Here is a 19,290-nt window from a genome sequence, read left to right on the forward strand (position 1 = left end):
ATCCTAAGTTAGGTTTTTACTAATTGTGAAGTGGAAAGTAGTCCCTATACCAACTTCAGACTCGAACCAAATAGTGCCTCCATGAAGTCGGACTATTTTTTCACAATGAGCTAGGCCAATTCCTGCCCCATCAAAGTCTTCTCTATCATTGAGTCTGGTAAATATCGCAAAAACTTTTTGACTATGTTCTTTTTCAATACCAATTCCATTGTCAGAAATTCCGAATTCCCAATAAGCGTCTTTTTCTATGGCACTTATATTTACTTCAGGAGGAACGCCCTTACGCGAAAACTTAATAGCGTTTACAATCAAATTCCACATCAAAAGTCTAAACTCTTTACCGTATACTCTTAGCTCTGGTAATGTTTTAAAAGAAATAACGGCATTTGATTCTTTAATTGAGTTTGATAATTCAGCTAAAACATTGCTCACTATTTCTTGAGAATCCAACATTTGAATTTCTTTATGATTACCCAGTCTTGAGTAATCTAACAAACCCTTAATTAAATTCTCCATCCTCGTGGTGGTTTGGGTCATGAAACCAAAGTATCTTTTAGCATCATCATCAAGCTTATCACCGTACTCATCTGTTAACAGTGATACCACAGACTTCAAGGTATTAAGTGGCTCTTGCAGGTCATGAGAGGCTATAAAAGAGAATTGTTCAATTTCCTGATTCCGTAATTTTAGATTTTCATACTGTTCAGAAAGTGTTCTTTCTGCAGTGATATCTTGACGCATATCTAAAAATTGATAAACCTCTCCCTCACTATTTTTAAAAGGTACAATTGACGTATGTACCCAATAAAAAGAACCGTCTTTTGCTCTACTCTTTATTCCGCCCGTCCAAACCTCTCCTGACCTTATGGTCTTAAACAAATTTTCAAAAAAACTTTTTGAATGATACCCAGCATCTACTATTTCGTTGGTTTGACCTATAATCTCCTCTCTACTATATTTCGAAATTTCACAAAACTTATCATTGGCGTAGGTAATAGTGCCATCTGCATTTGTAATAGTAATTAAAGAACTCTTATCTAATGCATACTTAAATTGAGATAACTCTTGGTTTGAGTTCTCAAAAAATTCTTGAAGCTTTTTTCTTTTAAAGTCTATTTTATTTAACCTAATGCCCAAAAATGCCACATAAAGGATTCCGCCTAAGGTAAATGAGATGGTATAAATAATAATGCCGAGCTCTATACCCACTTTTCCTGAGCCTATTAATCTTAGTAAAATATAACTTAAGCTGAGTGGGACTAATAACACAAAAGGGAGAAGAAACTTCATTAGCCTATTACCCGCTAAACCTTTAAGATAAGCCCTCTCCATACCGTAAGCATTATTCTTTTTGTACAACGCAAAAACAAGCAGCAGAAAAAGACTTGCAGTACTGATAGACATACTGTCAATAAAAGACATTTTTAGCTGTACAGGGGTTTGAAGAACAAAGGTTATAACAGAAAGAATACAAATGAGAATAACTCCACCCAAAAAATATATGGCTTTGCGTTTTAATTTTATTGCTCTATAATTTGAAAAAAACATAGCCGCAGCCATCAGCATGAAACATAGAGCTGTACCCAAAGACATTCTACCAGGATAACTTTCTGAAAGGGTATCTTGAACTAATAAGTTGTCAATACTAAAGGGAAGTTTAAAAAAATAAGCTAAAACAGTGTAAGCACAAATAATAAAGATAAACTGAATGGCTACTTTCTGAAAAAAGCTACGTTTAGCAGAAAAAAATAACAGGCTAAAACCTGTCAAACTAAAAGCTAATGCAGTATTAAACTTCATGGTAGCCGTATCCGAAAATATCGTTATTATTTCGGAGGACTTAAAAAGCCATCCAGACATCACTATAACGCTTATTATAATTACCAGAATAGCAATGCTACGCACTATCACAAACGAAGTTGAACTAATTCTACTTAGCATTTAATAGTGGTTAAAACAGGACATGAAAAGAAATATTGCAAAAGGGTAAACCCTGCTAGGGATAAAATATAATACAATTTAGAAAAAATAATACGCTATCAACCTATTGAAGACCTCGAATAAAGGTTCATATTTTTGTTCAACCCACCTAATAGTGTAGAAATTATTGATAATCAATCTAAATAAAGGAAATATTATTTTAGATTATTATCAAAAAAACGACAGACTACTTCATTTTTTCACTCTAGGTGACTCTGGAAAACCGTTCATCTGAGAAGAGTTTTCTCCATTACTACCCATTTCAAAACAATACGTTTTAAGACCATTGCTTATAGCTAAAAAAGGAGCATTTAATGTTTTATTATATATGGAGGCTTGACTAATTGTTTTCTTATCTAATTTGACATCTGGGGCTTTGCACTCTATTAAAAGGTAAGGTTTAGCTTTTTGGTCAAAAACCACAATATCACTGCGTTTTGCCATACCATGATATGACAAACCACCTTCTACCCTAATTAAGCTTCTCGGAAAGTACAGCTGGTTTATCAATAAATGAACTAGATGCTGCCTAACCCATTCCTCCGGAGTTAGCACTATATTTTTCTTTCTGATAATATCAAAAATCTGAATTTTACCCTCAATTTCAGTAATTTTGCAATCTATAGATGGCAAATTAAGCTTTGTCATATTCATTTTATCAAACATAATATATTTATTGAAAAACAAAGAAGACATAGTTAAAAACTGGCTCCCAAGATATACTGGTACAGAGCTAAGCGAGTTCAAACCTTACGTATTACTAACAAACTTTGGTAACTACGTGGAAATGTTTGCAGAGCAATTTGGTGTAGAGGTTAAAGGAAAAGACAGAGCCATGCAAACGGCCTCTTATGGTAACATTACCATTATCAATTTTGGTATGGGAAGTGCCATGGCAGCCACAGTAATGGATTTACTTTCTGCCGTAATGCCAAAAGCAGTACTATTTTTAGGGAAATGTGGGGGCTTAAAAGAAATTACAAGCTTAGGAGATTTCATACTTCCTATAGCCGCTATAAGAGGAGAAGGAACAAGTAACGACTATGCTCTACCTGAAATTCCTGCATTGCCTTCTTTTAGATTACAGCGTTCGGTTTCTGAAGCCATTATCAAGCATAACATGGACTACTGGACTGGTACCATTTACACCACCAACAGACGCGTATGGGAGCATGATGAAAAATTCAAAGATTACCTTAGAGATATTAGAGCTTTAGGTATTGACATGGAAACAGCCACTATATTCATTGTTGGTTTTGTTAACTCTATTCCGCATGGAGCCTTACTTTTAGTTTCTGATAACCCAATGACTCCTGACGGTGTAAAAACCGAAGCAAGTGACAAAAAGGTTACCACTAATTTTGTTCAAAAGCACATTCAGATAGGTATTGACGCCTTAAACGAACTCGCCGAGTCAGGTAAGTCTGTGAAGCACATGCGTTTTGAGACTTAATACTAAAAATTGGAGATAAGCAGCTCTGTCAAATCACCCCTTTTGATAGGGTCTGCATTTATTCTTCGGTTGGCCTTAACTCTTTGTATGGAGTATGCTTTGTAAAGAAAGTCAAAGAAATTATTATCGGGCTCTGTATTTTTAGGATCAGAGTTACTCTGAAGCCATAAATGGCCCTTTTTGTCTAAAAGGTCACAAAACTTCTTTAGTCTTGTTTGCTCTACATCATCAAAAATGACATTGGCATACGAATTAAAACTTGAGGTTTTGCTCAATGGCTTATATGGTGGGTCTAAGTAGTAGAAAGCAAATTTACCCGCATGCTTCAAGGTGTCAGTATAATCACTGTTTAAAATTACCACCTTCTTTAGCAATTTAGATACTGCTCTCAAGTTCTTCTCGTCACAAATCCGAGGTTTTTTATATCGCCCTATCGGGACATTGAATTCATTTTTCCTATTAACTCTGTATAGGCCATTAAAACATGTTTTGTTCAGAAAGATAAACAAAGCTGCCTGAATTACTTTTTCAGAAGTATTCATATTTAATAGCGTCCTTTTGCTATAAAAATACTTCTTACATGCTACTTCATCCTTCAATATCGCATAGTACTCTTCCTGCCATTTGGTCAAAATTAGTATCAAACTTTCTACATCTGACTTTATAACTTCATAACAGTTACAAAGGTCTTTATTGACATCATTAATCACTGCTTTTTTTAAATTAGGAAAACGCTGCAGTACCCAAAACAAAACAGCTCCGCTTCCTACAAATGGCTCAACAAAAACAAATGAACTCTCGATTAACCTTTCAGGCAACCGATGCTCTATCTCGTCAATCAATTGACTTTTCCCGCCTGCCCATTTCAAAAACGGTTTTGCCATTTAATACCTTATTTTTAACAAAAAATGAAATAATAAGCACTGTTATTCTACACTAAGCTACTTTCTAACAGCACAAATTTCTTCATTGCCAATCTAATAACTAAATTCACACGAAAATAAACCTTATTATTAATGTTAAGAATTTGTTCTTTCCTTTTATGCCTAGCTGCTTTAGCTAGTTGCTCTAAAAAATCTGGCCTAAATACAGGTTCTGATGACACAAAACAATTTGCTGATACCAGAGCCATTTATGACAGATACTGTTCCTCCTGTCATGGTGAAAAAGTTGAAGCATTTGTAGACAGAAAATGGCTACACGGCAAAACCAAAGATGCCATTATAGCTAGTATTAGCAACGGATATATTGACGCTGGAATGCCAATCTGGAAAAATACCATTCAGCCAGAAGACATTGCCAAATTAGCCGACTTAATAGTTAGCAGTCTAGAAACTGTAGACCAATATGATTTTGAGGACGTAGAAAAAACAGACACCTATAAATCAAAAGGGATTACTGTCAAACTAGAAACAGTAATTGATGGTTTGGACAGTCCATGGGGAATCACAACTCTTCCTGACGGCAGCCTATTGGTTACAGACAGAGAAGGCGACCTTTGGAAAATAGCTCCAGATAAAAGTAAATCTAAGATTACAGGAGTTCCTGAAGTTTTGGCTACAGGTCAAGGAGGAATGTTTGACGTTAAACTTCACCCTAACTATGAAGAAAATGGCTGGATTTACCTTACTTATGCCAAACATAAAAACGAAAATGGAAGGATTGTTTCTACCACAGCCATGACTCGTGGAAAGTTACAGGGAAATACCTTAGTGAGTAAAGAAGATATTTTTGAGGCCGTGCCTTATTCATCAACCCGTCATCATTATGGAGCTAGAATGATTTTTGACAATGACGGATACCTTTTTGTTTCTGTTGGAGACAGAGGAAATAGAGATAAGAACCCTCAATCTTTAGACAATGCTTGTGGAAAAATTCATAGAATCAAAGACGACGGAAGCATTCCAGAAGATAATCCTTTCTATAATACACCAGATGCTATAAAGTCTATTTGGAGTTATGGTCATAGAAACCCTCAAGGACTGGATATTGACAGAGCCACTAACACTCTTTGGGAGCATGAGCATGGCCCTAGAGGTGGAGATGAACTGAACATTATTTTAAAAGGGAAAAACTACGGCTGGCCAGTGATATCTTATGGTATTAACTATGACGCTACCACCTTTACAGACATTACTGAAAAAGAAGACATGTTACAGCCAGAATTGTACTGGATTCCATCAATAGCCCCATGTGGAATGACTTACGTCACTTCAGATAAATATGGAGCTTGGCAAGGAGATATTTTAGCAGGTTCGCTTCGCTTCAAATACTTAAATAAAGTAAGCCTGAAAGATGGAGTAGTTGGCAATGAAGAAAAACTTCTGCCTAATATCGGTAGACTTAGAAGTGTTACACAAGGAGCCGATGGCTTCATTTATGTGGGCGTAGAAAAGCCTGGCGTAGTTTACAAGTTATTGCCTCAATAATTCTTATTTATTCAACCCTATTGAAATGAAAAAAATCTTATTACTAGTTGCCCTGAGCGTTTCTTTTACCGGATTTGCTCAGGAATGGACAACTTTAGAAACTATTGGCGAAAGCACCCCGCGTGGTGAAAACTCTATGGTGGCTATTGGTAAAAAACTATACCTATTTGGTGGAAGAGGATTGAAACCGATGGAGGTTTATGACACCGAAACCAACACCTGGGAGAAAAAAGGAGAACTACCTTTAGAAATACATCATTTTCAAGCCGTGGCATATGATGGGGAGATTTATGTCTTAGGTGCGTTAACAGGCCCTTTCCCTCATGAAACTCCTATACCTAATGTATACATCTATAATCCTGAAAAGGACGAATGGCGAGTGGGACCTGAAGTCCCTAGAAAAAGAGGCTCTGCTGCCGTGTTTGTGTACAAAGACAAAATCTATGTAGTAAATGGAATTATAGACGGACACTGGGATGGTCATGTAGCTTGGTTTGATGAGTTTGACCCAAAAACAGGAACATGGAGAGAATTACCTGATTCGCCTCATGCTAGAGACCACGTGGTGGCAGGAGTAGTCAAAAACAAAGTGGTGATAGCCGCAGGTAGAAAGTCAAGACATAGGACAGGTGAAGTAATGACACTTACTGTTCCTTATACCGACGTTTATGATTTTAAAACGAATACCTGGACTACTATAGAAGGTGCTAACATTCCAACATTAAGAGCTGGGCCAGGCGTGGCAACCATTGGCTCTAAAGTTCTTTTTATGGGAGGAGAAGCCGCCGACCAAAAGCTCGCTCATAATGAGGTAGAGGCTTTTGACCTAAAAACCATGAAATGGAGCACACTTCCTCATTTGATTAGAGGAAGACATGCTAGTGGGGCAGCTAAAATTGGTAACAAGGTTTATATCTCTTCAGGTGTAGGAAATGCCGGTGGAAGCCCAGAATTAAACAGTTTGGAATGTTATGGCTGTAAATAGAATAGCTTTTATTCTTTTACTCTTTGTTCTTCCCTTTTCGCTTAAAGCTCAAAAGGGAAGTAACGAAGAACAATTAAAAGCCTTAATTCAAAACTCTTTTGATGATATTTTCAGTAAACAAAAGAAAGAAAAGGTAACTCAATATTATACGAGCGATTTTCTTCTTTTAGAAGCTGGCATAGTTTGGAACCTTGACTCAGTTTACTCTTATATAGATAGAGCAAATGCCAGAAAAATAAAGCCAGAAAGAATCAACACTTTTGATTTTCTAGATATCAAAGTAAAAGGTAAATTGGCCTGGGTAGCTTATCAAAATTATGCCAACATAAAGATTGATGGTAAGTCTGTGGTAAAACTTCACTGGCTAGAAAGTGGCTCTGCCATCAAAACTAAAGAAGGTTGGAAACTGGAGTTATTACATTCTACAATTGTTCCGAGGTGATTCGCTAATTCTAACATTTTCTTATTCAGACGCCTCTTTGTAAGAATACAAAAAAAGTAACAAACTGCATCAAACCAATGTATCGTCACTAAGGGACGTCTGAACATCAACCTCTTTATTTATTCGACCTTCGGGCTACCTATGTTTAGTCCCTCACGGGACTCTTATGCTCTTGATATTTCGAATTCATTATAGATTACTTTCAACGAGATTACATATCATATGCTAAGCTCTCCTAATTTCATCTTAGAATTCAATATCTGTTGCTATAATACCTTTGACATCTTCTTTTAAATTTCAGCTGTTGATAAGTTTATTTGCCCACCCAAATCTTGCTGATTAATTTCGGAGTTTACTAACCTTCAAAGGAAGGTTAAAATGTACTTTAGCCTATCTTTTTGAAGACATGAAGGTATCTACTTCGGAACCGTTTAGCATCATTTACTCCCTCTATCAACACCAGTATTTAGGCTACCTGTTTGAGTCGTTTATGGTGCAGTTAAATCAGCGAGGTGAGCTGACTTTTGCTCATCAAAATGTATCGTCAAGAAATATTGAAGAGTTTTCTAAAGGTATTGACGATGTTGATATTGAATTGGTAAACTTAATGGACGCTATTCACCAAGATACCATACTTCAAAAGTTCAACCCTAAAAAACTAAAACCCTTCGACTATTTCACTAAAGTATATGCTGGCGAAAGACCCGACCTTGGCATGCAGGCTGCCATAGAAGAGTACCTGAATAATTATAGGGCGGCAATTTTACCCAAACTGGTAGGCAAACGTTTTTTCATCATGGGTGAAGACGGTGACCCTACTAGACAAGAAGTAAAAGTTATGGGTGAGAAAACGAAGGTTTTCATGAATTTTCACCGTAAAGAAGACCACACCATTTACTTTCCAGTACTAAAATGTGCTGGTGAAAAAGTTAGATTACAGCATGTAGGAGCTCAAATGCTCAGCGACTCCCCAGCTTTTCTTTTAAGCGAAAACAGGCTTCACTATTTCGATAAGCATATTGACGGAAAAAAACTGCGTCCGTTTTTTGACAAAAACAATATCAGGATAGAACGCAGAATTGAAAAGACCTATTTCAGGAAATTTGTTGGGCCACTAATAGCTCAGTTTAATGTCTTTGGCCATGGAGAGGGTTTTGAAATTACAGAAGAAAGAGCAACCGCTTCGCCGGAGCTACTCATCACAGACTTAAGTACAAAAAAGCAATCTCCTACCCTATTTGACACACCAGCAAAAGCTGCAGACAGTCCAGATAAAATTAACTTTGACCTGAGTTTTGTTTACGGAAATTCCACTTTTAGGTTTGATAGCCTAGCAGCTAATGCCAATGTAAAAGTGGAAGAAAAAGGAGATGGCTGGGTTTTTCATAAGATTAAAAGAGATTTAGACTTTGAGAAAGATATTATCAATCAAATAAAAGCTTTAGGACAAGACCTTATTCACGGCAGAAAAGCTCTTAACAAGAATGAAGGTTTCAGCTGGTTACAGCTTAATGCCAAAGCTTTAGAAGATGCAGGAATAGCCGTCAAACAATCTGCCGACTCGGAAAAAAAATATCATCTGGGCACATCTTCCATAGAAGTTAGCATTGAAGAAAACGCTGACTGGTTTGACATAAAAACAAAAGTGCAATTTGGCTCCTTTGAAGTTCCTTTCTTGAAACTTCGCGAGCTAGTTTTGGCTAACATTCGTGAGTTTAAGCTCCCTAACGGACATATTGCGGTTATTCCTGAAGAGTGGTTTATTAGGTATCATGAGCTTTTCACTTTAACAGACATTGGCGAAGAAGATGAACTTATTCTGAAAAAACATCACCTAAATCTGGTTCAAAATTTAGAAGAGGATGGATTAGCAACCACCGTCATTGGAAGGAAGCTTCAAGGGCTAAATAATTTTGAGTCAATTAAATCTTATGAGGTTCCCGAGGGTTTCCAGGGAGAACTTAGGCCTTATCAAAAAGCAGGTTATGACTGGATAAATTTCTTACGAGATTTCAACCTTGGCGGCTGCCTAGCCGATGACATGGGCTTAGGAAAAACGGTGATGACTTTAGCGTTTTTGCAATCAATCAAAAATGATGGTATCAAAAATCCTATACTTTTGGTAATGCCTACTTCCTTAATTTATAACTGGGAAAAAGAGGCGGAGCGTTTTACACCTGAACTAAAAACACTTAAGCATACTGGTGGACAAAGAATAAAGAAGACGGAGCACTTTAAAGATTACGATCTCATTCTGACTTCTTATGGTGTCTTGAGACTAGATATTAAATTCATAGAAAAATTCAGATTTGAGTACGTGATTTTGGATGAGTCGCAGGCTATAAAGAATCCTTCGTCAAATATTTCGAAATCCGTAAGGCTTTTAAACTGTAAAAATAGGCTTATTCTAACTGGAACTCCATTAGAAAATAGCACGATGGACTTATGGAGTCAAATGACTTTCATAAACCCTGGGCTACTCGGTTCGCAGGCATATTTTAAAGATAAATACCAACTACCGATAGAAAAAAAGCGTGATGAAGAGGCTTCTAAAAGGCTTTACAGTAAAATTAAGCCTTTCATGCTTCGTAGGCATAAATCTCAAGTAGCCACTGAGCTTCCCGAGAAAATAGAAAGTGTGCAATACTGTGACATGTCAAAAGCTCAAGAGAAGCTTTATGAGGAAACAAAGGCCTATTACCGAAATATGATCATTGATCATATTCAAGAAAAGGGTGTCAATAAATCGCAATTAGTGGTCTTGCAGGGCTTGTCTAAACTTCGTCAAATGGCCAACAACCCCTTAATGGTAGACCCTGAATACGATGGCGACTCAGGAAAAGACTCTGACGTAATTCATAAGCTAAAAAGTATTATAGAAAGTGGTTCTAAGGTTTTAGTATTTAGTCAATTCGTTAAACACCTAACCATTATCAGAAAGTACCTCAATGATAATAAAATAAGCCACTCATATCTAGACGGAAGTACAAAAAACAGAGAACAAGAAGTTGATAATTTTCAGAATGATGAAAACATCAAAGTCTTCTTAATTTCGTTAAAAGCTGGTGGTGTAGGTCTAAACCTAACGGCAGCAGAATATGTGTTCCTGCTAGACCCATGGTGGAACCCCGCCATAGAAGCCCAAGCTGTAGATAGAGCCCACAGAATAGGTCAGAAAAACACTGTATTTACTTACAAGTTCATTAGCCGAAATACAGTAGAAGAAAAAATATTGGCTCTCCAAAACAAGAAAAAAAGATTATTTGACGAACTCATCACCACCGAAGAGACTTTCATGAAATCTCTTAATCAGGAGGATATTTTGAATCTTCTAGAATAAGATAAGAATCACAAAACATCAAGGAACTATTTTACTAAAAACCAGTAGTTTATACCAATAAATAATTAAGAATAGTTTTACATTTTCGTTTGAAATTATCTGTAAAATTGTATTCAAATATTGATTACAAAAACAGGTTAAAATGATTCATCCTCATACGAAATTAGTGTTCATCAATGAGCAAATAGGATACGGTGTTTTTGCCACCAGATTTATCCCAAAAGGTACCATCACTTACGTCAAAGATGCCTTAGAAATCATCATTTCTGATGAACGTTTTAAAGAGCATACGCCAGAGGTTAAGGAAATAATAGAAAAATATTCTTACAGAGATCAAAACGGCGATAACATCATAAGCTGGGACTTTGCAAAGTATGTTAACCACTGCTGCAACTGTAACACCATAAGTACTGGCTACGGCTTTGAAATGGCCATTAGAGACATTTACCCCGACGAGCAAATTACTGACGAATACGGCATATTTAATTTAAAAGAAGAAATGCCACTCAGCTGTGGAGAAACCTGCTGTCGAAAAAAAATAGCACCAGATGATTTCAGCAAATATTACCAAGATTGGGATGCCAAAATCAAGGAGTCTATTTTCTTTCTGTTTGATGTAAATCAGCCTTTATTGAGTTTAGTAGACGACCAAACGAAAGGAGAATTAGCTATTCTGAAAAAGTACCCAGAAGAATACAAGTCCGTATCGGCATTAATGCATCAGGTACCAGCATAAAAAAAGCAGAAGCCATTTGGCTTCTGCTTTTCAATTCTTTTCTCTTTAAAAAGCTTAAAAAATTAAGTTCTTCATAAACTCAGCATCGTTTGCCATGCTAGTGATGCTGTCTTTTGGGTATTGCTCCTGCTCCACCAAATAGTATTTCATACCATTATCTTTAGCCACTCTTAATAGTTTTGCATAATCTATAACACCATCTGCCAAATCTGTTTGAACTGGTCGCTTCTCACCTTCTTTAGGTTCTTTTGATATAAGCTGTTTGATATGGCATAGTTCATATCTTTTACCATATTTCTGTAAGTGTGCTATGGTATTTTCTCCGGCCGCTTCTGACCAACACATGTCCAATTCAAAGCAAACTTTTTCCGGGTCTGTATTTTCTAAAAGCACCATCTGCCCCTTCATTCCACTCACAAAAGCGAAAGAATAAGAGTGATTATGATACCCAAACTTTATACCGTGTCTATTACAAATATCTCCTGCAGCATTAAATTTATCAGCCACTTTTTTCCAAGCATCCATGCTAGGTTGCATACCAATAAACGGACACATCACATATTTAAGACCAGCTTCAGCAGCATTAGCCGCTAGCTCATCCGTAATGCCATCTAAACGCATGTGCGTGCTTATCATTTTCACGTCAATATCCTTTAAGAACTTCTTACATTCTTTCGGACTCATTCCCCAAAACGGGTCTGCAGAATAGCTTTCAAATAACCTATAACCCATTCCTGCCAATTTCTCCATGGTTCCTTTTGCGTCTTTTGGCATCAGGTCACGCACACTATATAATTGACATCCAAACTTCTTTACAGTACCCAGGTTATTACTACTTGCAAGTAAATTACCGGATGTCATAGCTAAAGCTAGAGCAGCACTACCTTGGTATATAAAATCTCTTCTTTTCATTGGGTTAGATATATTTAAACTAATTCAGTTATTTATTGAAAAGTAAAGATATTGAAATAAAAGGCAAGAGTAAACCGAGTAGAAAACCTTCGTTCAAATTAATAGACAAATAGCCGCTTTTTGAGAATCGCGGGCATGCCTTCCTAACTCTCAAACATATCCGCCAAACCTCCAATAACGGAGCCTCCTTCTTTATTTGCATTTCCACCCGCTGGAGATAAACGTCTTATCAATTTAGAAATAGGTAATGACTGAATCCATACTTTTCCTGTACCAGAAAGTGTTGCTAAGAACATTCCTTCACCTCCAAAAACCATTGATTTTAGTCCACCAGCACGCTGAATATCAAAATTAAGCTGAGGTTCATAACCTACTATGCAGCCTGTGTCTATTCTTAATGTTTCATTATTTAAGGTACGCTCCATTACTACGCCACCTGAGTGTATAAAAGCAAGTCCGTCACCTTGAATTCTTTCCAAAATAAAACCTTCGCCACCAAAAAGTCCTGCTCCAAAACGCTTATTAAAGTGAATCGAAATTTGTGTCCCCATAGCCGCACACAGAAATGCGTCCTTCTGAACTATGAGTGTATTTCCTTTTATTTCAGATAAATCTACAGGCTTTATGGTGCCAGGATACGGAGCAGCAAAGGCTACTTTCTTTTTACCATGTCCACGGTTAGTAAAGTGAGTCATAAAAAGGGATTCTCCCATCAAAACCCTGCTTCCAGCTTTGAAAAGTTTGCCTAAAACACTTTCGTTGGCATTGCTGCCATCACCCATTTTGGTTTCAAACTGAATGCCGTCTTCCATAAAAAGCATACTTCCTGCTTCGGCTATAACGGTTTCGCTCGGGTCTAATTCTATTTCTACTACTTGGATATCTTCACCCAAGATTTCATAATCTATTTCATGACTTCTCATTTCTTCTTTTTTGTTTTTGGTGGGTCTATATCTTTTAGTTTTTTGTCGTCTACGTTGTCATTTAAGAAATTATTGATTTTCTCAACATCGTATGACATCTGAATTTCACCGAAGGTGTTGATTTTGATATCGAAACCATCAAGGTCTTTGTGCACCTTTGGCTTATCGTCGTTTAATTCTTTTTTCTTTCCCATAATCTTGTTTTGAATAATGTTAAGACTAAAATATAAAAAAACTCACCGACATAACGTAAATTATGATGGTGAGTTCCTTTTGCTTGATAAGTGGGAGATTTACAATTATAAGTACTTATTCACTTTGGAGGTTTTTATTACAGTAATAACCTTAATCACTCCTTCAGAATCTGAAGTATACGTTATTAATAATTTCTTATTTTCATTTGTCAATTTCTTGTAACAGACTTTCGAATCTTCTTCCAGCGTGATTTTATCAGGATTGAGAATACATTCCACTATTTCCTCAAAAGATATATTCCTCATTTGAGCACGTATTCTAGCATGATTGCTTAAAATTATACGCACTCAGAAACTTCTTTATTCGACAGTAAAATACTATTAATCAAGGGATAGTTTTGTGACACTTTAAGTATTTCAATTCCTACTAGTCCACCAGACTGTGAAATATCTACCCAGCAATTTTCCCCTCTTTGCTCTGTTTCCACTACTTCTTCGTTCGAAAGGGTGATATAACAAGCATCAACCTCCGAATCAAAACTTACTTGTTCAAATAGTTTCATTTTCATCTCGAACTTTCTTTAATTAACTCAATTTAAGCTAATTGCTATATTAGAACAAGAAAACCAAAGTATTTAGTTCTAGTTATTAATTGAAAAAACTAAGCTCCCAGCTTCTCCAAAGCAGTCTGAATTCTTTTGACTACTTCTTCTTTGCCAAGTATTTCTAACATTAGCATTAAATCTGGTCCTTTTCCTTCTCCTGTTAATGCTAGTCTTAGTGCCTGCATTACTTTGCCTGGCTTTATTTCTTTGCCAGCTAAGCCTTCCCAAAGCGTATTATGAATAGCCTCAGATTTGAAATCTGCATCAGCCATTCCATTAACCAAGTCTATAATAACTGGCATTCCTTGCTTAGCTAAATCGCTCCACGCTTTTCCAGCTACTTTTTCATCATAGGCCGCAGGAGCTTCAAAAAGATAAGGAACTAGTGTCACTATTTCCGCTACAAAAGTAACCCTGTCCTTGTTTAGCTTAACCAAATTAGCCGCTAAAGCTTCGTCCTTTACTTTCTCATTAACCATTGCAGTCAAAGTGGCATCGTCCATCTCTTTAATGTAATGTTGGTTAAACCATTTGGCTTTAGCCACATCAAAACGAGCACCCGACTTATTAATTCTATCTAAAGAAAAAGCTTCTACAAGCCCTTCCAGAGTAAATATCTCTTGTTCTGTTCCAGGATTCCAGCCTAATAAAGCTAAGAAATTTAGAACAGCCTCTGGCAAATAGCCATCTTCTCTAAAACCTCTCATTACCTCACCTTTTCCATCATTCCACGCGGTAGGAAAAACAGGAAAATCTCCTAAATCGCCATCACGTTTACTCAGTTTACCTGGTCCTTCTGGTTTAAGCAATAAAGGTAGGTGAGCAAATTTAGGATGCTCCCAACCAAAGGCCTTATATAACAATATGTGTAATGGAGCCGACGGCAACCACTCTTCTCCTCTAATTACATGTGTAATGGCCATTTCATGGTCATCCACAATATTCGCCAAATGATAGGTTGGCATACCATCAGCTTTCAGGAGCACTTTATCATCAATGGTAGAAGAATGAACCACCACCCAGTCTCTAATAGCATCTTGAAAACGAATTTCTTCCTTCAAAGGCACTTTAAGACGAATCACATAAGGTGTTCCATTTTCTATCAACTCCTTAGTAGCATCTGCTCCTAGCGTAATAGAGTTCTTCATTTTCATTCGTGTTACCGAATTATACGAAGGGTTGTCAACCTTGGCTTCTTCTAGTTCTTTTCTTAAAGCCGCTAGTTCATCTGAAGTATCAAAAGCATAATATGCCTTTCCAGAATCAATTAATTGCTGAGCATGTCTTTGATAAAGCTCTTTTCTTTCAGACTGACGGTAAGGAGCGTTTGGACCATCTTTCGGGCCTTCGTCAAAGTTTATTCCTAACCAAGCTAAACTGTCAACTATGTACTCTTCTGCACCTTCTACATACCTTGTTTGATCGGTATCTTCTATTCTAAGAATTAGTTCACCACCATTTTTCTTGGCAAAAAGGTAATTATAAAGGGCTGTTCTAACACCACCAATATGAAGTGGACCTGTAGGACTTGGAGCAAAACGTACGCGTACTGACATCTATATTCTTGATAATTTTGGGCTGCAAAAGTAGGTATTTTAAGATTTAGTAAGAAGAATGCGTATGGATTGTTTTTTAGAGTTGGCTAAGGATTAATTGCTACACTTCTTCACGCTTAGTTCTTCAACCGCTAAAACAGGAGCACGCTAGGCATTAGCCCGATAAGTTAGTGGTAAGCTTCTATTCCACGAATACCTAGGCTTTCAACGCCAACTATTAACCATTCAGCTATTTGCGGTTCAATTTCGATATCCAATTAACATTTCTTCCTTAAATTGCTTCATAACTTCAACCAGACCCTTCAAATGAAAAAACTTCTCTTTCTACTTCCTATTGCATTTTTACTCCAGAGTGCCGTTTCTTTTAAAGCTCCAAAAACGCCAAACATTGTCCTAATTTTTATGGATGACATGGGTTATGGCGACCTAAGCTCTTATGGTGCCTCCACTTATCGTACTCCCAATATTGACCGATTAGCGGCTGAAGGAATAAGATTTACTAATTTCTTAAGTGCTCAGGCCGTTTGCTCCGCTTCCAGAGCCGGTTTAATGACAGGAACTTACCCAAATAGAATAGGTGTTTCGGGAGCGTTTTTTCCTAATGCAGGTGTAGGAATAGCCGACCAAGAAACTACTATGGCAGAGATGTTAAAACAAAAAGGTTATGCTACAGCAATCTTCGGAAAATGGCATTTAGGACATGAAAAACAGTTTTTACCACTTCAACACGGTTTTGACGAATATACAGGACTCGCCTACTCTAACGATATGTGGCCTATTTGGTATAATGGAAAACATGAAAAAGGAACATTTAAAGAACACTGGCCTACACTTCACTTAATTGAAGGAAATGAAGAAACAAGGCCTATAACAACACTAGAAGAGCAAGCCGAACTAACCACACTTTACACCGAAAAAGCGACAGATTTCATCAAACGAAATGCGAAGAAACCTTTTTTCCTATACGTACCACACACCATGCCCCATGTGCCTATTGATGTTTCTTCAAAATTTAAAGGTAAAAGTGGACAGGGTCTTTATGCAGATTTGATGATGGAAATTGACTGGTCTGTAGGTGAAATAATGAACGAACTTAAAACCCAAGGTTTGGACGATAACACATTGGTGATTTTCACGAGTGATAATGGACCATGGATAAATTACGGTAACCACGCAGGCTCTACAGGAGGACTGAGAGAAGGAAAAGGCGTAAGCTATGAAGGTGGGCAACGAGTACCAGGAATTATGCGATGGAAAGGACAGGTACCAGCAGGTATGGTATGTAACCAATTATCATCAACCATTGACATCTTCCCTACTTTGGCATCTATTACTGGTGCTTCACTTCCTAATCACAAGATTGACGGAGTGAACCTTTCTGAAATTTTAGAAGGAAATATGGATGCAAAACCAAGAGAATTCTTTGCCTATTACTATAGAAAAAACAACCTAGAAGCTGTTAGAAAAGACCACTGGAAATTGGTACTTCCGCATACCGGAAGAACCTATAAAGGTTTTTTGCCTGGTAACGATGGCTACCCAGGTCCTAACACCGAAAAACACGAAGAACCTTTAGCCCTTTACGACTTAAGGCGAGATGCTGGTGAAGAATATGATGTACAAAGACAGCACCCAGAAATAGTAAAAGAACTGCAAGCTTACGCCGAAAAAATAAGGGCCGACCTAGGCGATGAAAATACAGGTGTGGAAGGTAGCGGCAGAAGACCTTTGGGGAAATTAAGGCAGTAAAAGCTCATCATCTTTAAGATTGAAACTGGTCAATTTTTATTCAGAAATGGTTGATTTTAAAACTTTTCTGAATTTGATTTCCACAACAATCGTTTTCGAAACCTCGAAAAGCATTGGATACCAAAACTCACCAGATAAAGACTATTTATTTTAACTAGATTCGCTAATCACGTTGAAATAAATAGTCTATGGATAATGGTATTCCGAATGGTGTAATGCTAAATGCATACCCAGATAGTATTGGTGAAAAATTAGCAGATACAGTAAGAATGCTGAATCTAGAGGAGTTTAAAAACGCCTTTTCGCTTTTTTATGTACTACCAACTTTTTTCAATAGTGACCTAGACCGCGGCTTTTCTATTATAGACTATGACCTAAATCAAGAATTAGTCGCTCCCGAGGATTTAGAAGCACTAGAAAAACTTAATATTAAGCTAAAATTTGACATCGTCTTAAATCATCTTTCGGTGGCTTCGCCCCAATTTAAGGACCTATTAAAATACGGAAACAAATCAAAGTATAAAGACTTTTTCATTAACTGGAATGAGTTTTGGGAAGGCCATGGCACCATAAATGCTGATGGTGTGATAACACCCAATGAAGAGTTTCTCAGTAAGCTTTTCATGAGAAAGCCTGGTTTGCCCATTTTGAAAGTTCGCTTTCCTGATGGCTCTGAAAAACCTTACTGGAATACCTTTTATCAGCAAATTTCTTATGAAGAAATAAAACCAGAAGCATTAGAAAACATTAACGGTTTAAGCACTGATGAGGCTAAAACTATTTCGGATAAAGTTAACACGGCCATCCAAAACAAAGAGCCTTTCAAAAACTTAGACTTGGGAAACTTCACAAAAGAAGTTCTTCAAATTGTGGAGCAAAACCGTTCTTATTTGGGTCAAATGGATGTCAATGGAAAATCGCCATTGGTATGGGACTTTTATAAAGAAACGCTCAAAAAAGTAAGCGGCTTTGGTGGTAAAATACTTCGCTTAGACGCCTTTGCGTACTTACATAAAGAAATAGGTCAATCTAACTTTTTCAATAAACCCGGTACTTGGGATTATTTGGAAGAAATTAAAGGAATAGCTACCAATAATAACTTGCTCCTGCTACCTGAAATTCATGCAGAATATGGTTTGCACCTGCATGACGAAGTAGCGAGTAAAGGCTACTATATTTATGATTTCTTCTTACCAGGCTTATGTATTCATGCCATTGAAAAAGGAAGCAATACCGCCATCATAAAGTGGGCAAAGGAAATTATAACCAAAGGATACAAAACGGTAAATATGCTAGGCTGCCATGACGGCATTCCGGTTTTAGACCTAAAAGGAAAAGAGGTAAACGGTATTTATAATAAAGGACTGCTGGAAGATACTGAAATAGAAAGTATCATGAGTACCATAATGGAACGTGGTGGCCGCGTAAAAAACCTTTATGACCCTGCCGGAAATAAGATTTCCTACTACCAAATAAACGCCACTTTTTACAGTGCCTTGGGCGAAGACGACCGCAAAATGCTACTTGCCAGAGCTATTCAGCTGTTTATGCCGGGAATTCCTCAGGTGTGGTATCTTGACATATTTGCTGGTAAAAATGACTATGCCGCTGCCGACAAAGGAGGAAGCGGTGGCCACAAAGAAATCAATAGAACCAATTTGTCTAATGCCGATATAGAGCAAGGACTCCAAAAAGACATTGTTAAAAATCAATTAGAAATTATACGTTTGCGTAATACCTCTGAAGCATTTTCTGGTGAAGCCACCATCAATGACGCCACAGAAAACATTATAGATATTTTATGGAAAAATGGAGCAGAAACTGCTCATTTAATAGCGGACCTTCAGCATTATACTTTTCAAATTACATTTTCAGAGAACGGCGTAAACAAGACTCTTACTTATTAACAATTACCTTCATCAACAATAAATTCGCTGTATTTCCGAACTAATATTGCTTATCTCTAATTTTAAGAGGTAAGCAATT

At 37.1% G+C, this 19,290-nt stretch carries 17 protein-coding genes; 8 read left to right on the forward strand and 9 right to left on the reverse strand.

The window, feature by feature from the left end; translation table 11 throughout:
* Positions 1-3 precede the first annotated feature (3 nt).
* Together AADJ06_RS08910 and AADJ06_RS08915 are read right to left on the reverse strand one after the other, a co-directional pair.
* Entirely contained in the window at positions 4-1,941 is a 1,938-nt protein-coding gene (locus AADJ06_RS08910; protein ID WP_341226083.1) for an ATP-binding protein, read from the reverse strand.
* A 231-nt stretch (positions 1,942-2,172) separates the two neighbouring features.
* Positions 2,173-2,628, reverse strand: a complete 456-nt coding sequence (locus AADJ06_RS08915; RefSeq protein WP_341226084.1) for a type I restriction enzyme HsdR N-terminal domain-containing protein — start codon at positions 2,626-2,628, stop codon at positions 2,173-2,175.
* A 28-nt stretch (positions 2,629-2,656) separates the two neighbouring features.
* Here AADJ06_RS08915 and AADJ06_RS08920 point away from each other — a divergent pair, with 28 nt between their 5' ends.
* Complete coding sequence (locus AADJ06_RS08920) at positions 2,657-3,433, forward strand: AMP nucleosidase (RefSeq protein WP_341226085.1); 777 nt, start codon at positions 2,657-2,659, stop codon at positions 3,431-3,433.
* 2 nt (positions 3,434-3,435) lie between these two features.
* Here AADJ06_RS08920 and AADJ06_RS08925 read toward each other — a convergent pair whose 3' ends face one another.
* Positions 3,436-4,317, reverse strand: coding sequence for a DNA adenine methylase (locus AADJ06_RS08925; protein ID WP_341226086.1), 882 nt, complete (start codon positions 4,315-4,317; stop codon positions 3,436-3,438).
* 132 nt (positions 4,318-4,449) lie between these two features.
* Between AADJ06_RS08925 and AADJ06_RS08930 the strand changes: the two genes are divergently transcribed.
* From AADJ06_RS08930 to AADJ06_RS08950, 5 genes are all read left to right on the forward strand, one after another.
* The gene (locus AADJ06_RS08930; RefSeq protein WP_341226087.1) at positions 4,450-5,862 is read left to right on the forward strand and encodes a PQQ-dependent sugar dehydrogenase; all 1,413 of its coding nucleotides are present in this window, start codon (positions 4,450-4,452) and stop codon (positions 5,860-5,862) included.
* Positions 5,863-5,887: 25 nt separating this feature from the next.
* On the forward strand, positions 5,888-6,847 hold the full coding sequence (locus tag AADJ06_RS08935) for a kelch repeat-containing protein (protein ID WP_341226088.1): 960 nt from the start codon (positions 5,888-5,890) through the stop codon (positions 6,845-6,847).
* Positions 6,834-7,289 (forward strand): DUF4440 domain-containing protein, encoded by a 456-nt coding sequence (locus AADJ06_RS08940; protein WP_341226089.1) that lies wholly within the window; start codon positions 6,834-6,836, stop codon positions 7,287-7,289. Before AADJ06_RS08935 ends, AADJ06_RS08940 begins: the two co-directional genes overlap by 14 nt.
* A gap of 406 nt (positions 7,290-7,695) precedes the next feature.
* On the forward strand, positions 7,696-10,629 hold the full coding sequence (locus tag AADJ06_RS08945) for a DEAD/DEAH box helicase (RefSeq protein ID WP_341226090.1): 2,934 nt from the start codon (positions 7,696-7,698) through the stop codon (positions 10,627-10,629).
* Positions 10,630-10,771: 142 nt separating this feature from the next.
* A complete protein-coding gene (locus AADJ06_RS08950; RefSeq protein WP_341226091.1) occupies positions 10,772-11,365 on the forward strand; it encodes an SET domain-containing protein in 594 nt (197 codons plus the stop codon).
* 54 nt (positions 11,366-11,419) lie between these two features.
* Here AADJ06_RS08950 and AADJ06_RS08955 read toward each other — a convergent pair whose 3' ends face one another.
* The 6 genes from AADJ06_RS08955 to gltX form a co-directional block, all read right to left on the reverse strand.
* Positions 11,420-12,277, reverse strand: coding sequence for a sugar phosphate isomerase/epimerase (locus AADJ06_RS08955; protein ID WP_341226092.1), 858 nt, complete (start codon positions 12,275-12,277; stop codon positions 11,420-11,422).
* A gap of 143 nt (positions 12,278-12,420) precedes the next feature.
* Complete coding sequence (locus tag AADJ06_RS08960) at positions 12,421-13,200, reverse strand: TIGR00266 family protein (protein WP_341226093.1); 780 nt, start codon at positions 13,198-13,200, stop codon at positions 12,421-12,423.
* Positions 13,197-13,394, reverse strand: coding sequence for a hypothetical protein (locus tag AADJ06_RS08965; protein WP_341226094.1), 198 nt, complete (start codon positions 13,392-13,394; stop codon positions 13,197-13,199). The genes AADJ06_RS08960 and AADJ06_RS08965 overlap by 4 nt, the downstream gene beginning before the upstream one ends.
* Positions 13,395-13,499: 105 nt before the next feature.
* The gene (locus AADJ06_RS08970) at positions 13,500-13,742 is read right to left on the reverse strand and encodes a DUF4258 domain-containing protein (RefSeq protein WP_341226095.1); all 243 of its coding nucleotides are present in this window, start codon (positions 13,740-13,742) and stop codon (positions 13,500-13,502) included.
* Positions 13,733-13,963, reverse strand: coding sequence for a DUF2283 domain-containing protein (locus AADJ06_RS08975; RefSeq protein ID WP_341226096.1), 231 nt, complete (start codon positions 13,961-13,963; stop codon positions 13,733-13,735). The genes AADJ06_RS08970 and AADJ06_RS08975 overlap by 10 nt, the downstream gene beginning before the upstream one ends.
* Positions 13,964-14,055: 92 nt before the next feature.
* Complete coding sequence (gltX, locus tag AADJ06_RS08980) at positions 14,056-15,555, reverse strand: glutamate--tRNA ligase (RefSeq protein WP_341226097.1); 1,500 nt, start codon at positions 15,553-15,555, stop codon at positions 14,056-14,058.
* Positions 15,556-15,861: 306 nt separating this feature from the next.
* Here gltX and AADJ06_RS08985 point away from each other — a divergent pair, with 306 nt between their 5' ends.
* Positions 15,862-17,304 carry a sulfatase gene (locus AADJ06_RS08985; protein WP_341226098.1) on the forward strand — a complete coding sequence of 481 codons (1,443 nt, stop codon included), beginning with the start codon at positions 15,862-15,864 and terminating at the stop codon, positions 17,302-17,304.
* A gap of 188 nt (positions 17,305-17,492) precedes the next feature.
* On the forward strand, positions 17,493-19,211 hold the full coding sequence (locus tag AADJ06_RS08990; protein WP_341226099.1) for a hypothetical protein: 1,719 nt from the start codon (positions 17,493-17,495) through the stop codon (positions 19,209-19,211).
* The last annotated feature ends 79 nt before the right edge of the window (positions 19,212-19,290 follow it).

This window comes from uncultured Arcticibacterium sp., from assembly GCF_964021845.1.
Taxonomy (GTDB): Bacteria; Bacteroidota; Bacteroidia; order Cytophagales; family Spirosomataceae; genus Arcticibacterium.